Below are 16,953 nucleotides of genomic sequence, written 5' to 3' on the forward strand. Positions count from 1 at the left end.
GCCCCGCAATCAGACCTGAACCCAGGCCTGAACCCAGGCCTGAACCCAGATCTGAGCCCAGCCCCGGAACCACAGCAGGAACCCCTCGCGCTGAGCTGGGACAGATGCGTGTCACGGGCCCTCGTGCACCGGAACGCGGTCGCGGAGGTCCTGCTCACCGACGCCCGGGCGCTGTCCGACGGCCATTTCCTCCTCGCCGCGCAGTGGCCGCGCTCGTACTCGACGTCCGCCAGGACCACCACGTCCGCCACGTCCGATTCCGGTTCCGGTTCCGCTTCCACCGAACACCACGACCCGATGCTCGCCGCCGAGACCATTCGCCAAGTCGGCCTGTACATCTGCCAGAAGTTCCTCGGCGCCCCGAGCACGAGCAGGTTCGTCATCAGAAACGTCGGCTTCCGGATCGACAACAGCGCGGAACCGGTGGTCGATTACGGCGCCACCAACGTCCTGTGCCAGGCAGAGGTGTTCGACGTACGTCACGTGTCCGGCGCCCCCTGTCCGGCCGCACTGAGCGTGCGGCTTCAACTCTCCGCCGCCGGAAGGGAGTTCGGCTCGGTCGTCGGACGCGTCCGGGTCCTGTCCGACCGGGAGTACACGAGGTTCCGCGGCCCGAACGCGGCCGCCGCTCCCGTCCCCGGCACCGTGCACGGACGCCCGTCGCCCACCGAGGTGTCGGTCCCGTCCCCCGGCGACGTGATGCTCGGCCGCGCTGCCTCCGGCGCCCTGCTGGTGGCGCCCGCCGACCTGCGCCACCCCCGCTTCTTCGACCACCCCAGCGACCACGTCCCCGGCATGGTCCTCCTGGAGGCGGCGCGACAGGCGGCCTGCCTGGCGGGGGCCGCCCCCGGCCGGCTGAACGGCTGCCACCTGGACGCCCTGCGCTTCACCGAATGGGACTCCCCCGTCCACGTCGCGTGCGCGCCGACCGAGGACGGCTGGACCTTCCAGGTCACACAGGACGGCGAACCGACCGCCACCGGCACACTCTCGTTCACGAAGAGAGCGTAATTCACCCGCACGGACAGGCCTGTTGACCCTTGGTGGACGCCTGCCCGCTCGATGAACGGGGCGGGCGTCCGCCACGAAGAGCACCGAATACCGCACAATCACCGACACGGCCCGGGACCTCGACGTACTGAAAACGACATAGGGCGGATACGGCATCCGCAGCCCGTCGCTCGGGCAGTCCGGCGTCGGTTGCGGCTCGGCGCAGCCGGAGCAGGAGGGGGTCGGAGTGAAGTCCCGTACGGCCCGCCCGCCCTAGCGCACCGTGCGCCGACCCACGCCCAGGGTGTGTGGGGAGGCGGGCCGTCAGCTGCCGCCGACCGGTATGAGGACGTCGTCCGCGCCGGTGCCGTCGGTGCCGAGCCGGGTCGGGGCGAACCCGGTCCAGGGCGGGACGGGCCCGAGGATCGTCGCCACCGCTCCGTCCGCGAACAGCACGGCGGCGGCGCGGTCGGCCGGGTCGGCGAAACGGGAGTAGACCTCGACACCGACCACGGCCGCGTACCGTTCGCCGGTGCCGGAGCGGAGCCAGTCGCGAGCGACCCGGGCGGCGAACAGCCAGCCGGAACGGGCCGCCATCACGTCGAGGGCGAGCGCGCTGTCCGCCCCCACCAGGGCCCGGACCCGGCACGCGGTCGAGGGGCCGAATTCGTCGGGGGTGGTGGTGGCCAGGATGAGCAGACCGAGCGCGGACGCGGACAGCCCCGCCTCGGCCAGCGCGTTCCGCACGGCTTCGGCGGCGAGATCGGAAGCGGCCTGTTCGGGCTCCGCGATGCGCCGGCCCAGCACACCGTTGCGCCGCACGATCCAGTCAGGATCGGCCCCGGCCGCGTCGGGGGCCTCGTCCTTCGCCAGGATGCGGCCGGGTAAGCATGAGCCGGTGGCGAGGACGCCGATGTTCGGCGCTGGGGACACCTGGTACCTCCAAAAGACGGGCGCGGCACGGGAGTTCGCCGACTTTCCGCGTTGTCCGCGAAAACGGTCGGCTTCCGTCAGACTGCCCGCTTCACCCGATGCCCTGCAGGGCGCGAACCGATGCCGTGGAAGCACTCACCGAACCACTTCACCCTGACCTACGCCGATTCACCACGGAAAGCCGGTCGAGAGGGAGAGGAGTGAACGTGTTGAACGTGATGAATTCACGTTGCGTCGGCTTCGAAAGGTTCAACTGGCCCTGGCTGTCCGGGATTGGCCGGGATATTCGAAGCATGGGCGGCACGGGCGGCACAGTCACCCGTCAGGGGCGTTGGCATGGCCGCACAGTGAACCGCCCAGGCAGCGGGCGGTGGTTGGCGCCGCACCAACCCACAACGGTCAATGCCCGCCGGTCAGTTCGCCGCTGAGGTTCTTGTGCAGGCGGGCACTGGGCTCGTTCAGGCTGATGATCTCGACGGTCTTGCCCCGCTGGGCGTACTTCGTCTCGATGGCGTCGAGCGCGGCCACCGAGGAGGCGTCCCAGATGTGCGCGGCGGACAGGTCGATGACGACATCGTCGGGGTCGGTGGCGTAGTTGAAGCGGCCGACGAGGTCGTTGGAGGCGGCGAAGAACAGTTCGCCCGTGACCGTGTAGACGACGCGCGTTCCGTCGAGGTCGGTGACGGACGTGACGTCGGCCAGGTGGGCGACGCGCTGGGCGAAGATGACCATGGCCGTGACGCTGCCGACGACGACACCGATGGCGAGGTTCGAGGTGGCGACGACGCACGCGACGGTGATCACCATGACGGTGATCTCCCCGGCCGGCATCCGCTTGAGGGTCTTGGCCGCGATGGAGTGCCAGTCGAAGGTCGCGAAGCAGACCATCACCATGACGGCGACCAGGGCTGCCATCGGGATGTCGGAGACGACCGGGCCGAGGACGACGCACAGCAGCATCAGAAACGTGCCGGCCAGGAACGTCGACAGCCGGGTGCGTGCGCCGGAGACCCGTACGTTGATCATGGTCTGGCCGATCATCGCGCAGCCGCCCATACCGCCGAAGAGGCCGGTGACGATGTTGGCGATGCCCTGGCCGACGGACTCGCGCGTCTTGTCGGAGTGCGTGTCGGTGATGTCGTCGACGAGCTTGGCGGTCATCAGCGACTCCATCAGGCCGACCAGGGCCATGGCGAACGCGTACGGCGCGACGATCTTCAGCGTCTCCACGGTGAACGGCACGTCCGGCAGCCCCGGCACCGGGAACGAGGACGGCAGCCTGCCCTTGTCGCCGACGGTCGGTACGGCGATCCCGGCGGCGAGGGTGATGGCCGTGAGGATGACGATGGAGACCAGCGGCGCCGGGACAGCCTTGGTGACCTTCGGGAAGAGCACCATCAGGGCGAGGCCCCCGGCGAGGAGCGGGTAGACGGCCCAGGGCACGTCGTACATCTCCGGCACCTGCGCCATGAAGATGAGGATGGCGAGGGAGTTGACGAACCCGACCATCACCGAGCGTGGTACGAACCGCATGAGCTTGGCGACGCCGAGCGCGCCGAGGACGATCTGGAATCCGCCCGCGAGGATCACCGCCGCGACGAGGTAGCCGAAGCCGTGCTCGCGGTTGAGGGGGCCGATGACCAGGGCCACGGCACCGGTGGCCGCGGAGATCATCGCGGGCCGGCCGCCGACGAACGCGATGGTCACGGCCATCGTGAACGACGCGAACAGACCGATCGCCGGGTCGACCCCGGCGATGACCGAGAACGAGATGGCCTCCGGGATCAGCGCGAGCGCGACCACGAGCCCGGCCAGCACCTCGGTGCGCAACATCTTCGGCGACAGCCATGAGGGGCGCCGGGGACCGCGCATCCAGGTGGCGGGAGACAGCGGGGACGGTGCGGAGGAGGACAAGAGGAGAGGACCCTGTCGTGGTCGGGCACACCCGGGGTCACGGTGGGCGCGCTGGGAAGTGCGGCGGGGGTGTGGACGGCCGGGCTGCGGCTCACGAGGCGGTGGGCGGTGTTCCGGCAAGGGCTTCACCGGGGGCTTCGTCGGCCCCGACATACTTCTGGGAAGGGGTACGGTCCCTTCCGACCCCCGCAACAGCGGGGAACTCTACCCTAACGTTAGGGTAGAGATTGGCGGCGGCCCTCCGGAACCGCCCCGAGAGACGAGGGAGGCGCCCCGCGCGTGAGCAGCGAGCACATGCAGATCGGCGAGGTCGCGGCACGGACCGAGCTGTCGCTGCGCACGATCCGCCACTACGAGGAGACCGGCCTCGTCACCCCGTCCGCCCGCTCCCAGGGCGGCTTCCGCCTCTACACCGAACCCGACGTCACCCGTCTCATGGTGATCCGCCGGATGAAACCGCTCGGCTTCACCCTGGACGAGATGCGCGCCCTGCTGGACGCCACGGATCGACTGGACTCCGGCGAGACGCTCCCGGCCGCCGAGCGCGCGGAGTTGCTGGAGCGGATCCGCGGCTTCGAGCGCGCCGCGCAGGAGCGGGTGGCGGACCTGCGCACCCAGTTGGCCCGTGCGGAGGAGTTCGCGGTCACGCTGGCCGAGCGCCTGACGCGCACCCCGGCGCCGTAGCTCGACCCCGCCCTCCCGACAGCCGCCTCCGCCCGCGGACGTCTCGTCACGGCTGCTGGTGTCCGGTGAACATGGCGACCAGGCTGTGCGGCGCCTCGGCCCCGAAGAGGAGGTCGTGCAACTCGGTGCCGTCGGCGGCGGACGCGGCGCTACGGGGGAACAGGGCCTCCTCGTACGCGGTGAGCGCGGTCTCGATGTCGTCGGGGTGGGCGGCGATGGCCTTGCCGAGTTCCGCGCCGTCGTACATGGCGAGGTTGGCGCCTTCGCCGTTCGGGGCCGCCAGGTGGGCGGCGTCGCCGAGGAGGGTCACGCCCGGCGCCCGGTCCCAACGGTGGTCGATCGGGAGGGCGTTGAGGGTGCGCAGGACGGGCGCGGTGTCGCCGTCGGTGATCAGCGCGGTGAGTTCCGGCGCCCAGCCGTCGAACTCCGCGGCGATCCGTGCGGTGGCCGTGGCCGTGTCGGTGAAGTCGATGGCGGCGAACCAGTCCTGCGGCCTGCTGAGCGCGACGTAGGTGTGGAGGGAACCGTCGCCCTCCCGGTGGGCCTGGATGCCCTTGCCCGGCACGGGCACGAAGAGCGCTCCACCGCCGACGGCCTTCGCGGTCGCCGGATGCCGGGTGTCGGCGTCGTACAGATAGGTCTCGACGAACGAGATCCCGATGTACTCGGGGACGGCGTCGGAGAGCAGCGGCCGGACCCGTGACCACGCGCCGTCCGCGCCGATCAGCAGGCCCGTGTCGACGGAGGTGCCGTCCGCGAACGTCACCTCGTGGCGGCCGTCGCCGAGCGCGCGCACCCCGCTGACCTTGTGCCCCCACCGGACGGTGCCGGGCGGGAGGGAGTCGAGCAGGATCCGGCGCAGTTCTCCGCGCTGCACCTCGGGGCGTTCGCCCGCACTGTCGTCGTCGAACAGTACGGTCCCGTCCGAGGCGAGGATGCGGGTCGCCTCGCGGCCTTCCAGGATGAGGGCGCGGAACTCGTCGGTCAGGCCCGCCGCCTCCAGCGCGGACTGGCCGGTGGCCCGGTGTATGTCGAGCATCCCGCCCTGCGCGCGAGCCGTCGGTGACGCCTCCGCCTCGTAGACCGTGGCCTGGATGCCATGGACGTGCAGGACCCGGGCGAGCAGGAGACCGCCGAGTCCGGCGCCGATGATCGTGACGTTCGTGGTCGCGGCGTCGCCGGTGGTGGTGATGTCGGTGTTCATGGTGACTCCTCGGGTGGTGTGGTGTCGTACGCCGGCCCGGCCGGGCTCTCGGTCGGGGCGCCGGTCCGGCCGTCGTCCGCCGGGCCGCTCTGGAACGTTGTTCCACGACCAGACTGGAACGGCGTTCCACGGTTGTCAAGCTGGAACGGCGTTCCAGGCATGTGCCAGGATGGACGCATGGCACCCAGGACGCGTCGCCCGGAGCGACGAGAGGAACCGCTCTCCCGGGAGCGTGTCGTCGACGCGGCGATCGAGTTGCTCGACACGGCGGGCGAGGGCGGCCTCACGTTCCGCGCGCTGGCCGCACGGCTCGCCACCGGTCCCGGGGCGATCTACTGGCACGTCACCGGCAAGGACGAACTCCTCGGTGCCGCCACCGACGCCGTCCTCTCCCGCACGACGACCACCGGCACCGCCGATCCGGCACCGCGGGAGGCGATCCGCGCGCTCGCGCTCGGCGTGTTCGACGCGATCGACGCCCACCCGTGGGTCGGCACACAACTCTCCGGGGCTCCGCCGCAGTCCCCGATGCTGCGGGTCTTCGAACACCTCGGACGCCAGGTCCAAGCCCTCGGCGTTCCCGAGGCCGCCCAGTTCACGGCCGCGTCCTCGCTGTTGAGCTACATCCTCGGCGTCGCCGGCCAGAACGCGGCCAACGCCCGGCAGTGCCCACCGGACACGGACCGCACGCAGTTCCTCAACACCGTCTCGGACGCGTGGGCAAACCTCGACCCCGAGGAGTTCGTGTTCACCCGGAACGTCGCGGAGCAGCTCCGCGTCCACGACGACCGCGCCGAGTTCCTCGCGGGCATCGACCTCATTCTCACGGGCATCACCACGCGCCCGTAGCCGAAGTGGCCTCTGCTCTGCGGCGGCAGCGTGTCCCAGATCCGCGAGTCCACCACCGTGCTGCACGCCGCACCCGCCCGCCCATGGGGCTGTCCCCCATCCCCGTCCTCGGGTTGGCCGGATCGCGCCGCGTCGGCGGCCGAACCTAGCGTTCAGCCATGATTCCGACCCTGCGCAAGCACCTCGCCCTGGCCATCGGTGTCGCCACGCTGCTCACCGCCGAGGTGACCACCGCCGTCGCGCAGCCCCAAGACCCTTACTCCACACGGCAGTTACGCCAGGACACCGAGGCTATCCACGCCCTCGGGGTCAGCGGTGTGCAGGCCCGCGTGATCGCGCCGAACGGCCGGCAATCGGTGGCCACCAGCGGCACGGCCGACCTGGACACCGGCCAACCGGTCGCCTCCGGCGGCTACTTCCGCATGGCCAGCACGTCCAAGACACTGGTGGCCGTCGTGGTACTCCAGCTTGAGGCCGAAGGCAGGCTCTCCCTGAACGATTCGGTCGACCACTGGCTGCCGGGCGTGGTGCGCGGCAAAGGCAACGACGGCCGCCGCATCACCATCCGGCAACTGCTCCAGCACACCAGCGGAATCCACGACGACCTGCCCGGATACACCACGCCGGAGGAGTACTACCAGCAGCGCTACGACGTCTACAGCTCCGGCCAGTTGATCGCCCGCGCGATGGCCCACGCGCCGGACTTCGCGCCCGGTGAGGGATGGGCGTACTCCAACACCGGCTACGTCCTGCTCGCCACGATCATCGAGAGGACCACCGGCCACCCCGCGCACGACGAGATCGCGAACCGCGTCCTGCGCCCGCTCGCCCTCGACCACACCCGCTGGGTCGGCACATCGCCCACGCTTCCCCGGCCGCACGCCAAGGCCTACCAACTCTTCGGCCCCGAAGCCCTGGTGGACGTCACGGACCAGGTACCGGTGGACCACGAGAACCTGTCGTTCGTCACGACGACACGGGACGAGAACACCCTCTTCCGCGCCCTGCTCTCGGGCCGGCTCCTCCCGGCGCGCCAACTGGCCGAGATGAAGCGGACCGTCCCCGTGAGCGAGGAGGTCCAACAGCTGTGGCCCGGCGGCCGGTACGGCCTCGGGCTGGCCGAACGCCCCCTCACCTGCGGAGGCACCTACTGGAGCCACGAAGGCGGCGACGGCGGCTACATCACCCTCAACGGCGCCACGGACGACGGCAGTCGGAGCGCCGTCGTCTCCATGTCGGAGGCACGCGGGGACACGATGGAGCACATCATGGCCCAGGAGAACACGGCCAGTTCGCTGATCAACCATGCGCTGTGCGGCGGCGGAGGCGGCCGATGAGCGAAGCCGCCGTCTTCCCTGCCGGTGGAGAGCCGGTCGGGCCGGTAGGGTCCGACCCTTCGGTCCGAAAGCATCGCGACCCAAGTCACCTATCGGCTACGACAGTTGTCGAGGGCGCCGACGCCACCGTCTCGGCGCCGGACCGGAGGTACGCCTCCAGCTCCGCGGCCCCGGACAGCATCGCGCGCCCCCGCCGGGACAGCCGATCACGCCAGCTGCTCAGCGCGGCCTCCAGGGGCTCCGGTCCGCCCGCCGCCCGCACCTGGGCGAGCAGCGGGGCGATCTGGTCCAACAGGTAACCGCCGCGCCGGAGTTGGTGGGCCATGCGGGCGTCGCGCACGTCGGCCTCGTCGTAGACGCGGTAGCCGGTCAGCGGGTCGCGGTGGGGGCGTACCAGTCCGGCGCGCTCCCATTTGCGCAGCGTCGCGGGGCGGATGCCGAGCTTCTCCGCCAGTGGACCGATGAAGGTGGCGCGGCCGGAGGCGGACCCGGACGCAGCCCCGGGCCCAACCCCGGGCCTGGGCCCGGGTTCTGCGGTCGGCTTGGGCCGGATCGGCGTCGCCTCGCCCGCGTCCAGGTCGCGGAGGGCCCGCTCCACCGCCTCAAGGGTCCGCCGGTCGTCCAGGAGTTCGGCGTGACTCTCGTCGATGAGGCGGAAGGCCTCCTCCACGGCACCCTCGTTCACGGCCCGCATGATCGACGTGGCCGTCCCGTGGCCATGGCCCGGCACCAGGGCGAGGAAGGCACGCAGGGCGTGTGCGTGGAGTGGGGTGTAGGTGCGGTAGCCGTGGGGCGTGCGATCGGCGGCGGGGAGGATGCCCGCCTCCTCGTAGTTCCTGATCGCCTGTGTCGACAGGCCGTGTCCGCGCGCGAGGTCGACCGGCCTGAGTCGATCGCCGTTTTGAAGGTTTCTAGCCATGAGCCTGCCGATATCGCGGGAAAGTTTCAACCGAAGGTTCAACGATAGCGTTGAAGGCATGGCTACCGACATCAAGGACATCGTCCACGCCGTCGAGGCGTCCGCGGTCATGCGGCTCCTTCCGGGCCGACCACGCGTGCTCGCGCTCGGCGAACCGACCCATGGCGAGAACACGCTCCTCGACCTCCGCAACGAACTCTTCCGCCAGCTCGTCGAGCAGGAGGGCTTCGGCACGATCGCGATGGAGAGCGACTGCCTGACGGGTCTGGTCGTCGACGACTACGTCACGTCGGGCAGGGGCACGCTCGACGAGGCCATGGACCGCGGATTCAGCCACGGTTGGGGTGCCTTCGCCGGCAACCGTGACCTCGTGCGCTGGATGCGCGCCCACAACGTCCGCGCCGACAACGAGGGAAGACCCGCCTCCGAGCGGCTCCGCTTCGCCGGTGTCGACGGCCCGCTGGAGATCACGGGCGCCGCGAGTCCCCGACAGGCCCTCGTCGCCCTTCACCGCGGTCTGTCGGCGTGGGTGAGCGCGGATCTGCTGCCCTGTACCGCCGAATCCCTCGACCGACTCCTCGGCGCCGACGACCGCTGGACCGAGCCGGCCGCGATGACGGACCCGGCCAGGTCCGTCGGACAGTCCGGCGAAGCGGCTCAACTACGGCTGCTGGCAGACGAGTTGGCGGCACTGCTCGACACCCGGTCGCCACACCTGCTCGCGGTGGCCTCCCCCGACGACCTGTACCGCGCCCACCTGTACGCGCGCACCGCGACCGGTCTGCTGCGCTATCACCACTGGATGGCCGACACCTCACCGGCCCGCCTGACCCGGCTGGTCGAGATACGGGACCAGATGATGGCCCACAACCTCCTCGCCCTCGCCGGACGGGGTCCAGTCCTCGTCAACGCCCACAACTCCCATCTCCAGCGCGGGAAGAGCACGATGCGCATGGGCGGGGCGCTGCTGGAGTGGTGGGGCGCCGGTGCCATGGCTCAAGCCCGACTCGGTGACCAGTACGGCTTCTTGGCCACAGCCCTCGGCACGATCCCGCACCAGGGCGTGGACATACCGCCGCCGGACACCGTGGAGGGCCTCCTGTACGCGCGCCCGGAGGACCAGTACCTCGTCGAAGCCTCCGGCCTGGCCGCCGCCCTCGGCAGCCGACGCACCGCGCCCCGCGTGTCCCCCTGGTTCGGCTACGCCCCGCTCGACCCGGCCCATCTGGCAGACGTGGACGGCGTCGTGTTCGTCAAGGATGCCGTGCGGACGAGGGCGACACGGAGCACCGCCTGACCGGGCGCAGACGTAGACATAGACCGCCGCGCGTTCCGGACCGAGACGGGTTGCGTTAGAGCGCACTCCGACTCCTAGGTTCGGACGCATGCGATACAGCACACTCGGAAAGACCGGACTGGAAGTCTCCGCCATCGCCCTCGGTTGCATGAGCTTCGGGGAGCCGGAGCGGGGCGGCGAACCCTGGTCACTGGGCGCGGACGCCAGTCGGGACATCATCAGGCAGGCCCTTGAGAGCGGCGTCAACTTCCTTGACACGGCCAATGGTTACAGCGCCGGAAGCAGCGAGGAGATCGTCGGACAGGCGGTCAAGGACTTCACCCGCCGCGAGGACGTCGTCCTCTCCACCAAGGTCTGGATGCGGATGCGCCCCGGCCCGAACGGCGCCGGGCTGTCCCGCAAGGCGATCTTCACGGAGCTCGACGCCTCCCTGAGGCGACTGGGGACCGACTACATCGACCTCTACCAGATCCACCGCTGGGACTACGACACCCCGATCGAGGAGACTCTGGAGGCGCTGCACGACGCGGTCAGGTCCGGGAAGGTCCGCTACATCGGAGCCTCTTCCATGTACGCCTGGCAGTTCGCCAAGGCCCTGTACCTGGCGGACCTGAACGGCTGGACCCGGTTCGTGTCGATGCAGGACCACTACAACCTCATCCACCGGGAGGCGGAGCGGGAGATGCTCCCGCTCTGCGCCGACCAGGGCATCGGCGTGATCCCGTGGAGCCCGTTGGCGCGGGGCAGGTTGACGCGGGCCCGGGGCATCGCCACGGCGCGTGCCGAGACCGACGCGGGCGGCAGGATCCTGTACCGCGACGAGGACCAGGCGGTGGCCGAGCGCGTCCACGAGATCGCGGGCGAGCGGGGTCTGTCCCCGGCCCAGATCGCCCTGGCCTGGGTCATGCGCAACCCGACGGTGACCTCACCCGTCGTCGGGGTCACCAAACCGGCCCAACTGGCCGACGCCGTCGCCGCGGTGGACGTCGAACTCGACGACGACGAAGCCGCCTATGTGCAGGAGCCCTACCAGCCGCACGAGGCCGCCTACTTGGAGGAGTCCTTCTACAAGTCACGCCCCGAGCACGCACGGACAGGAACGGCAGGCTGATGCGACGCGGGCTCCGGAAGCCGTCCGGCGGAACTGAAACCACCGTGAAACCGAGCTGAATGCGCGCCACCGCACGCTCTGCGCCATGAGGACAACGCCCCAAGAACCGACGGCCCAGGAACCGACGACCCTGGAACCAACGACCCAGGACCTCGCGATCTCAGCGACCGGACTGCGGAAGACCTATGGCGACAGAACAGTCCTCGACGGCATCGACCTGACCGTCCCGACCGGAACCGTCTTCTCTCTCCTCGGACCCAACGGCGCGGGCAAGACCACCATCGTCAAGATCCTCTCCACGCTCGTCACCGCCGACGCCGGCCGCCTGCAAGTCGGCGGACACGACCTCGCCAACGACCCCCAAGCCGTACGGACGACGATCGGCGTCACCGGACAGTTCTCCGCCGTGGACGGCCTGATCACCGGCGAGGAGAACATGCTCCTCATGGCCGACCTCCACCACCTGCCCAAACGGGAAGGCCGCCAGGTCGCCGCCGAACTCCTGGACCGCTTCGACCTCACCGACGTCGCCAAGGAGCCCGCCTCCACCTACTCCGGCGGCATGAAACGCCGACTCGACCTCGCCATGACCCTGATCGGCAACCCGCGCATCATCTTCCTCGACGAACCCACCACCGGCCTCGACCCCCGCAGCCGCCACACCATGTGGGACATCATCCGCGACCTCGTCTCCACCGGAACCACCGTCTTCCTCACCACCCAGTACCTCGATGAAGCCGACGAACTCGCCGACCACATCGTCGTGTTGCACGACGGCCACATCGCCGCCGAAGGCAGCGCCGACGAACTGAAACGACTCGTACCCGGCGGACACGTACGCCTGCGCTTCACCGACCCCGACACCTACCGGTCCGCCGCGACCGCCCTGCGCGATGCGACCCGGGACGACGACGCACTGGCCCTGCGGATCCCCAGCGGCGGCAGCCAGCGCGAACTGCGCGCCGTCCTCGACTGGGTGGACGCGGCGGGCGTGGAGGCGGACGAACTCACCGTCCACACCCCCGACCTCGACGACGTGTTCTTCACCTTGACCGATCGACACCGACGCCGTTGACCAGGCCGAGTCGGTCACCGAAAAGGGTTCGTCGCCAGTCGTCGAGCGGCGCTAATCTCGCAGGTCATGGGAGCCCGAGCGCAGTACGTGGTGGTCGAGAACGGCACCTGGCAGCGGTACTACTCACACTGGGCCGCCAACCGGGTGGCGGCCGACCTGCTGCCCGGCCCGGCCGCTGCGACGCGCTGCTTCCGTGCCAACCGTGAGGTCGACGAATGGCTCGACGACGTGTGGTGCGAGGGCGCCGCGCTGGTCGACCACGACCGCCGGGTCCTGCTCTGGTTCGCCCACGTGGGCGACTGGGCCGACCATCTCGCCGCCCGCGCCGTACTGGCCCTGACCTGGCCGGGCTGGGACGTCCGTTTCGCACACGACGGCCTCGGCGACCTGACCCATCACCTGGGTCTCGGACGGGACCTGACCCGCTCGCCGGGCTGGTTCGAGATCTTCGAGCCCGCCGGGTTCCCGTACACCGAGTACGCCGAGCCCAGCTCCGTCGTCTCCGTGCGCCTGCCCGACGGTAGCGTGCGCGCGTGGGGCAGCGACGGGGAACCCGTCGAGAACCTCGCGGGCGGCCCCGGACTGATCGACCTGGTCGTGGCGTCTCCGCCCACACCCGCGCCCACCGACATGCCCGAAGGCGGCGTCCACTTCGACCCGCAGGCCCGCACCGTCTCGCTCTGGGCGGTACGGACCGTGGCCGGCATCCACGACTGGCCCTTGCCGCGCTGGGAGAACTGGGACCTGGACTTCCGGGGCGATGACCACACCCAGCAGGCCGGGTTGCTCCCCGCGGACTTCCCCTTTCCCCGGCCCCGGCTGGCGCCCGCGCTACGGAGTCTCGCCGACGGCCTCGGCACCCCGCCTCCCGACAACGGCCCGCTGCTCGCCCGTGTCGCGGCCGAGTCCGGCCCGGACGGCACGACTCCTGCGGCGAACCCCACCGCCCTCGTCCCGCACGAACCTTCCGACCCCACCCCGGCCGAACTGACCTTGCTACGCACGGCACTTGACACACTGATCGCCGAAGCGGAAACGCACTGACGCCTGCCTCGACCAGCCCCCGTGCCCGTCTGTCCGCCCGAGCACCGTCAGGGGTACGTGGCAGACCTGTGGTTCGCGTTGATCTGCTCGTGGTTGGCCATCGCCCACTCGGCGAGTGCCATCACCAAGGGCACCAGACCCCGCCCCAACTCGGTGATCTCGTATTCGACCCGGGGCGGTACCTCCGCGTAGGCGGTACGCACGAGCAGTCCGTCCTCGACAAGGTGCTTGAGCGTCCGTGTCAGCATCCGCTGCGAGATGCCGCCGATGGCCGTCTCCAGCTCGCCGAACCGCAGCGGGCCCGACCGCAGGGTGCCGATCACCAGCAGGCTCCACTTGTCTCCGATCCGGTCCAGCACCTCGCGGACCGCACCGCCCTCCGGGATGCGCGGCGCCCGGCCGACCGTCGCACGTGTGACCTTCGCCATACCTGAGCGTCCTTCCTGGATACATACAGCGATGTGCCTTTTGCAGCCGACCCCGTGCGCACGGACCATCGGATCCACACGCGAGCGACAGCGACGGGGGAATTCGATGAACAACGCCTTGTGGATCGTCCAGGGCCTGCTCGCACTGGTCTAAGTCGCCGCGGGCGGACTCAAACTCGTGCGGCCACGCGAGCAGTTGGTCGCGTCGGGAGACTTCGACTGGATGAAGGACTCGTCGGACGCCGCGGTGAAGGCGGTCGGACTGGTGGAGATCCTCGGCGCGCTCGGCGTGATCCTGCCCTGGCTGACCGGGATCGCCCCGATCCTCACCCCGATCGCCGCGACCGGCCTGGCCGTCGTCCAGATCTTCGCGCTCCGCGTCCACCTGGTCCGCCACGAGCACCGGCCGTTGCCCGTCAACGCGCTCCTGCTCCTGCTCGCCGCCTTCACCGCGGCCGGCCGCTTCCTGAGCTGACCGGTCGCCCTGTCCGTCAACGGCACCCCCGTCAGCGAGCGGGCCGGAGTTGCTCGTCCGGGACCACGGCATCGCCCCCTGGGGCGCCTATCGCGGATCGCGGCCACCGGTCCGTGCCGACACCCCGGCCCTCGACGTCATCGCCGAGCACTGACCGACCCTGAATCCGAATCCGAATCCGATCCCGACTCCGGTACACGCAATGGCACGGCCCCAGGCCCCCGCACCAACTGCGCCTTGAGCCGGGCCAGTTCGTCCGCGAGGTCACGCGCGCCGGTCAGCCCCTCCCACATCCGCGTCTCGGCCCGCTCCACCGGGACAGCCAGGGCGCGGTGCCGACTGCGGCCCCGGGCGGAGAGATAGACCAGGACCCGCCGCCCGTCCCCGGGGTCCTTGCGGCGATAGGCCAAGGCGCCCGAGACCAGCCGGTCGACCAGCTTGGTGAGGCTCGGCGCGGGCATCAGGGCGTACTCGGCGACGTCGGACATCGTGTGCCCGCGCCCGTCCGAGAGCAGCGACAGCACCCGCCACTCCTCGACGGAACAGTCCTCGGCCTCCAGCGCGGCGGCCAGCTGACGGGTCATCAACCGCTCCACACTGCTCAGCAGTTGCGGGAGATCCCGGGGCAACTCCGGAGCCACAGCCATTCCCTCCTCCACACGCGACGCACCGCGGCGACACCACACGTTCCCCGCACACTACTTTCCAGGGAAAGGTCTGACTACGAGTGTCCGACCCCTCCCCTGTAGGTGGTGAACGGGGTTCCGTACGCGCCTCGTTGGGAGATTTCCTTCCCCCAGGAAGTATTTAACGAGCCGTTCACGGGCCGAAAGACTTCCGGGAAACATGCGATTCCTAGCGTGCGGCCACTGAGCAGAGCACGCGACCTCCGAAGACCGGATCCGGAACCACTCCCCCACGCCCGGCATCCTCGCACCCGCTCCCCTCACCCTCATCCCCCTCCACCGCACCCCCGAAGGGCCGCCGATGAGTACGACCGAGTCCCCACAGACAGCCGCCGAGCCGGGCCCTCCGACGAGCGAGGCGACCGGCCAGGCAACCAGCCAGGCCACCAGGGAGACGCTGGAGGACTACACCCTCCGCTTCGCGCCCCGCAGTTACCGCCGCTGGACCCCGATGGTCGTGGCCACCACCGCCCTCGGCGGCATCGCCTACATGGCCGACTTCTCCATCGGCGCCGGCATCGGCCTCGCGCACGGCACCGGCAACGCGCTCGTCGCCATCGCCGTGGCCGCCGTCGTCATCTTCGTCACCGGCTTCCCCCTCGCCTACTACGGCGCCCGCTACAACATCGACCTGGACCTGATCACCCGCGGCTCCGGTTTCGGCTACTACGGCTCGGTCCTCACCAGCGTCATCTTCGCCAGCTTCACCTTCATCTTCTTCGCCCTTGAGGGCTCGATCATGGCCCAGGGCCTCAAGCTGGGCCTCGGACTCCCGCTCTGGCTGGGCTACTTGATCTCCACGCTGATGGTGATCCCGCTGGTGATCTACGGCATGAAGGCGCTCAGCAAGCTCCAGGTGTGGACCACCCCGGTCTGGCTGCTGCTGATGATCGCGCCGCTGGCCTACCTGATCTCCACCGACCCGGGTACCGTCGACCGCTTCCTGAGCTACGCGGGCACCGACGGCGACGGCGGCGTCAACACCGCCTCCGTGCTGCTGGGCGCGGGCGTGTGTCTGTCCCTCATCGCACAGATCGGTGAGCAGATCGACTACTTGCGCTTCATGCCGCCCAAGACCGAGGCGAGCAAGCGCAGTTGGTGGACCGCCGTGGTCATGGCGGGTCCCGGCTGGGTGGTGCTCGGCGCGCTCAAGCAGACCATCGGGGTCTTCCTGGCCGTGTACATCCTGGCCAAGGTCGGCCCGGACGTCGCGCCCGAGCCGATCCAGCAGTTCAAGGGCGCCTTCGACGCGATGATGCCGTCCTGGCTGGTCATCCCGCTGGCCGTCGCCCTCGTCGTGATCAGCCAGATCAAGATCAACGTGACCAACGCGTACTCCGGTTCGCTCGCCTGGACGAACTCCTTCACGCGCGTCACCAAGCACTACCCCGGCCGCATGGTCTTCGTCCTGGTCAACCTGGGCTTCGCGCTCGCCCTCATGGAGGCCGACATGTTCAGCTTCCTCAACAACATCCTGGGCTTCTACTCGAACTGCGCCATCGCCTGGATCGTCACCGTCGCCACCGACATCGGCGTCAACAAGTACCTGCTGAAGCTCTCCCCGCTCCAGCCGGAGTTCCGCCGCGGCATGCTGTACGCCGTCAACCCGGTCGGCGTCGTCGCGTTCGTGGCCGCGTCGGGCCTCTCGATCGCCCTGTACTTCCACGCGCTCGGCGACACGCTCCAGCCGTACTCGCCCGTCGCCGCGGCCGTCATCGCCTTCGTCCTCACCCCGCTGATGGCGATCGTCACCAAGGGCAGGTACTACCTGCGCCGCACCGACGACGGCATCGACGAGCCCCTGCTCGACCCGGAGGGCAACCCGAGCGCCACGACGTACAACTGCCACGTCTGCCACCAGCCGTACGAGCGCCCGGACCTGGCGGCCTGCGCGACCCACGACGCCCAGGTCTGCTCCTTGTGCCTCAGTACGGACAAGGTCGGCGACCACGTCCTCCCGGTCCAGCCGACGGCCGCCTGAACGAGCACCGCACGGTGGTCGTCCCG

Annotated in this window: 15 protein-coding genes and 1 pseudogene; 10 read left to right on the plus strand and 6 right to left on the minus strand. The window is 70.0% G+C overall.

What is annotated here, in order from left to right; all coding sequences use genetic code 11:
• Positions 1-108 precede the first annotated feature (108 nt).
• A complete protein-coding gene (locus tag ACIPTO_RS17615; protein ID WP_401192923.1) occupies positions 109-1,011 on the plus strand; it encodes a ScbA/BarX family gamma-butyrolactone biosynthesis protein in 903 nt (300 codons plus the stop codon).
• 303 nt (positions 1,012-1,314) lie between these two features.
• Here ACIPTO_RS17615 and ACIPTO_RS17620 read toward each other — a convergent pair whose 3' ends face one another.
• Both ACIPTO_RS17620 and ACIPTO_RS17625 read right to left on the minus strand, forming a co-directional pair.
• Positions 1,315-1,923, minus strand: a complete 609-nt coding sequence (locus ACIPTO_RS17620) for a 3-oxoacyl-ACP synthase III family protein (RefSeq protein ID WP_401192926.1) — start codon at positions 1,921-1,923, stop codon at positions 1,315-1,317.
• A gap of 399 nt (positions 1,924-2,322) precedes the next feature.
• A complete protein-coding gene (locus ACIPTO_RS17625) occupies positions 2,323-3,795 on the minus strand; it encodes a SulP family inorganic anion transporter (RefSeq protein WP_401193648.1) in 1,473 nt (490 codons plus the stop codon).
• Positions 3,796-4,116: 321 nt separating this feature from the next.
• On the opposite strand from ACIPTO_RS17625, the gene ACIPTO_RS17630 reads away from it, so the two are divergent.
• Positions 4,117-4,521, plus strand: coding sequence for a MerR family transcriptional regulator (locus tag ACIPTO_RS17630; protein WP_401192929.1), 405 nt, complete (start codon positions 4,117-4,119; stop codon positions 4,519-4,521).
• A 46-nt stretch (positions 4,522-4,567) separates the two neighbouring features.
• Here the strand turns inward: ACIPTO_RS17630 and ACIPTO_RS17635 are convergent, their stop codons facing one another.
• Positions 4,568-5,725 (minus strand): FAD-dependent oxidoreductase, encoded by a 1,158-nt coding sequence (locus ACIPTO_RS17635; protein WP_401192931.1) that lies wholly within the window; start codon positions 5,723-5,725, stop codon positions 4,568-4,570.
• A 177-nt stretch (positions 5,726-5,902) separates the two neighbouring features.
• Here ACIPTO_RS17635 and ACIPTO_RS17640 point away from each other — a divergent pair, with 177 nt between their 5' ends.
• Together ACIPTO_RS17640 and ACIPTO_RS17645 are read left to right on the plus strand one after the other, a co-directional pair.
• On the plus strand, positions 5,903-6,574 hold the full coding sequence (locus tag ACIPTO_RS17640) for a TetR/AcrR family transcriptional regulator (RefSeq protein ID WP_401192934.1): 672 nt from the start codon (positions 5,903-5,905) through the stop codon (positions 6,572-6,574).
• Between the two features lie 158 nt (positions 6,575-6,732).
• Entirely contained in the window at positions 6,733-7,911 is a 1,179-nt protein-coding gene (locus tag ACIPTO_RS17645; RefSeq protein WP_401192937.1) for a serine hydrolase domain-containing protein, read from the plus strand.
• A gap of 85 nt (positions 7,912-7,996) precedes the next feature.
• Here the strand turns inward: ACIPTO_RS17645 and ACIPTO_RS17650 are convergent, their stop codons facing one another.
• Positions 7,997-8,830 carry a TioE family transcriptional regulator gene (locus ACIPTO_RS17650; RefSeq protein WP_401192940.1) on the minus strand — a complete coding sequence of 278 codons (834 nt, stop codon included), beginning with the start codon at positions 8,828-8,830 and terminating at the stop codon, positions 7,997-7,999.
• Positions 8,831-8,888: 58 nt separating this feature from the next.
• Here ACIPTO_RS17650 and ACIPTO_RS17655 point away from each other — a divergent pair, with 58 nt between their 5' ends.
• From ACIPTO_RS17655 to ACIPTO_RS17670, 4 genes are all read left to right on the plus strand, one after another.
• Positions 8,889-10,127: an erythromycin esterase family protein gene (locus tag ACIPTO_RS17655; RefSeq protein ID WP_401192943.1), complete on the plus strand. Its 1,239-nt coding sequence runs from the start codon at positions 8,889-8,891 to the stop codon at positions 10,125-10,127.
• A gap of 88 nt (positions 10,128-10,215) precedes the next feature.
• Positions 10,216-11,238, plus strand: a complete 1,023-nt coding sequence (locus ACIPTO_RS17660) for an aldo/keto reductase (protein WP_401192946.1) — start codon at positions 10,216-10,218, stop codon at positions 11,236-11,238.
• Positions 11,239-11,323: 85 nt separating this feature from the next.
• Positions 11,324-12,313 carry an ABC transporter ATP-binding protein gene (locus ACIPTO_RS17665; protein WP_401192949.1) on the plus strand — a complete coding sequence of 330 codons (990 nt, stop codon included), beginning with the start codon at positions 11,324-11,326 and terminating at the stop codon, positions 12,311-12,313.
• A 66-nt stretch (positions 12,314-12,379) separates the two neighbouring features.
• Positions 12,380-13,357 carry a hypothetical protein gene (locus ACIPTO_RS17670; RefSeq protein WP_401192951.1) on the plus strand — a complete coding sequence of 326 codons (978 nt, stop codon included), beginning with the start codon at positions 12,380-12,382 and terminating at the stop codon, positions 13,355-13,357.
• 47 nt (positions 13,358-13,404) lie between these two features.
• On the opposite strand, the gene ACIPTO_RS17675 is transcribed toward ACIPTO_RS17670, so the two are convergent.
• Entirely contained in the window at positions 13,405-13,785 is a 381-nt protein-coding gene (locus tag ACIPTO_RS17675; RefSeq protein WP_401192954.1) for a winged helix-turn-helix transcriptional regulator, read from the minus strand.
• A gap of 169 nt (positions 13,786-13,954) precedes the next feature.
• Here ACIPTO_RS17675 and ACIPTO_RS17680 point away from each other — a divergent pair.
• Positions 13,955-14,260, plus strand: a pseudogene (locus tag ACIPTO_RS17680) (DoxX family protein); the annotation flags it as partial.
• Between the two features lie 137 nt (positions 14,261-14,397).
• Here ACIPTO_RS17680 and ACIPTO_RS17685 read toward each other — a convergent pair.
• Positions 14,398-14,907 carry a MarR family winged helix-turn-helix transcriptional regulator gene (locus tag ACIPTO_RS17685; RefSeq protein WP_401192956.1) on the minus strand — a complete coding sequence of 170 codons (510 nt, stop codon included), beginning with the start codon at positions 14,905-14,907 and terminating at the stop codon, positions 14,398-14,400.
• Positions 14,908-15,247: 340 nt separating this feature from the next.
• On the opposite strand from ACIPTO_RS17685, the gene ACIPTO_RS17690 reads away from it, so the two are divergent.
• Positions 15,248-16,927, plus strand: a complete 1,680-nt coding sequence (locus ACIPTO_RS17690) for a purine-cytosine permease family protein (RefSeq protein WP_401192958.1) — start codon at positions 15,248-15,250, stop codon at positions 16,925-16,927.
• Positions 16,928-16,953 lie beyond the last annotated feature (26 nt).

This window comes from Streptomyces sp. NPDC090083 (genome assembly GCF_044747445.1).
GTDB lineage: Bacteria > Actinomycetota > Actinomycetes > Streptomycetales > Streptomycetaceae > Streptomyces.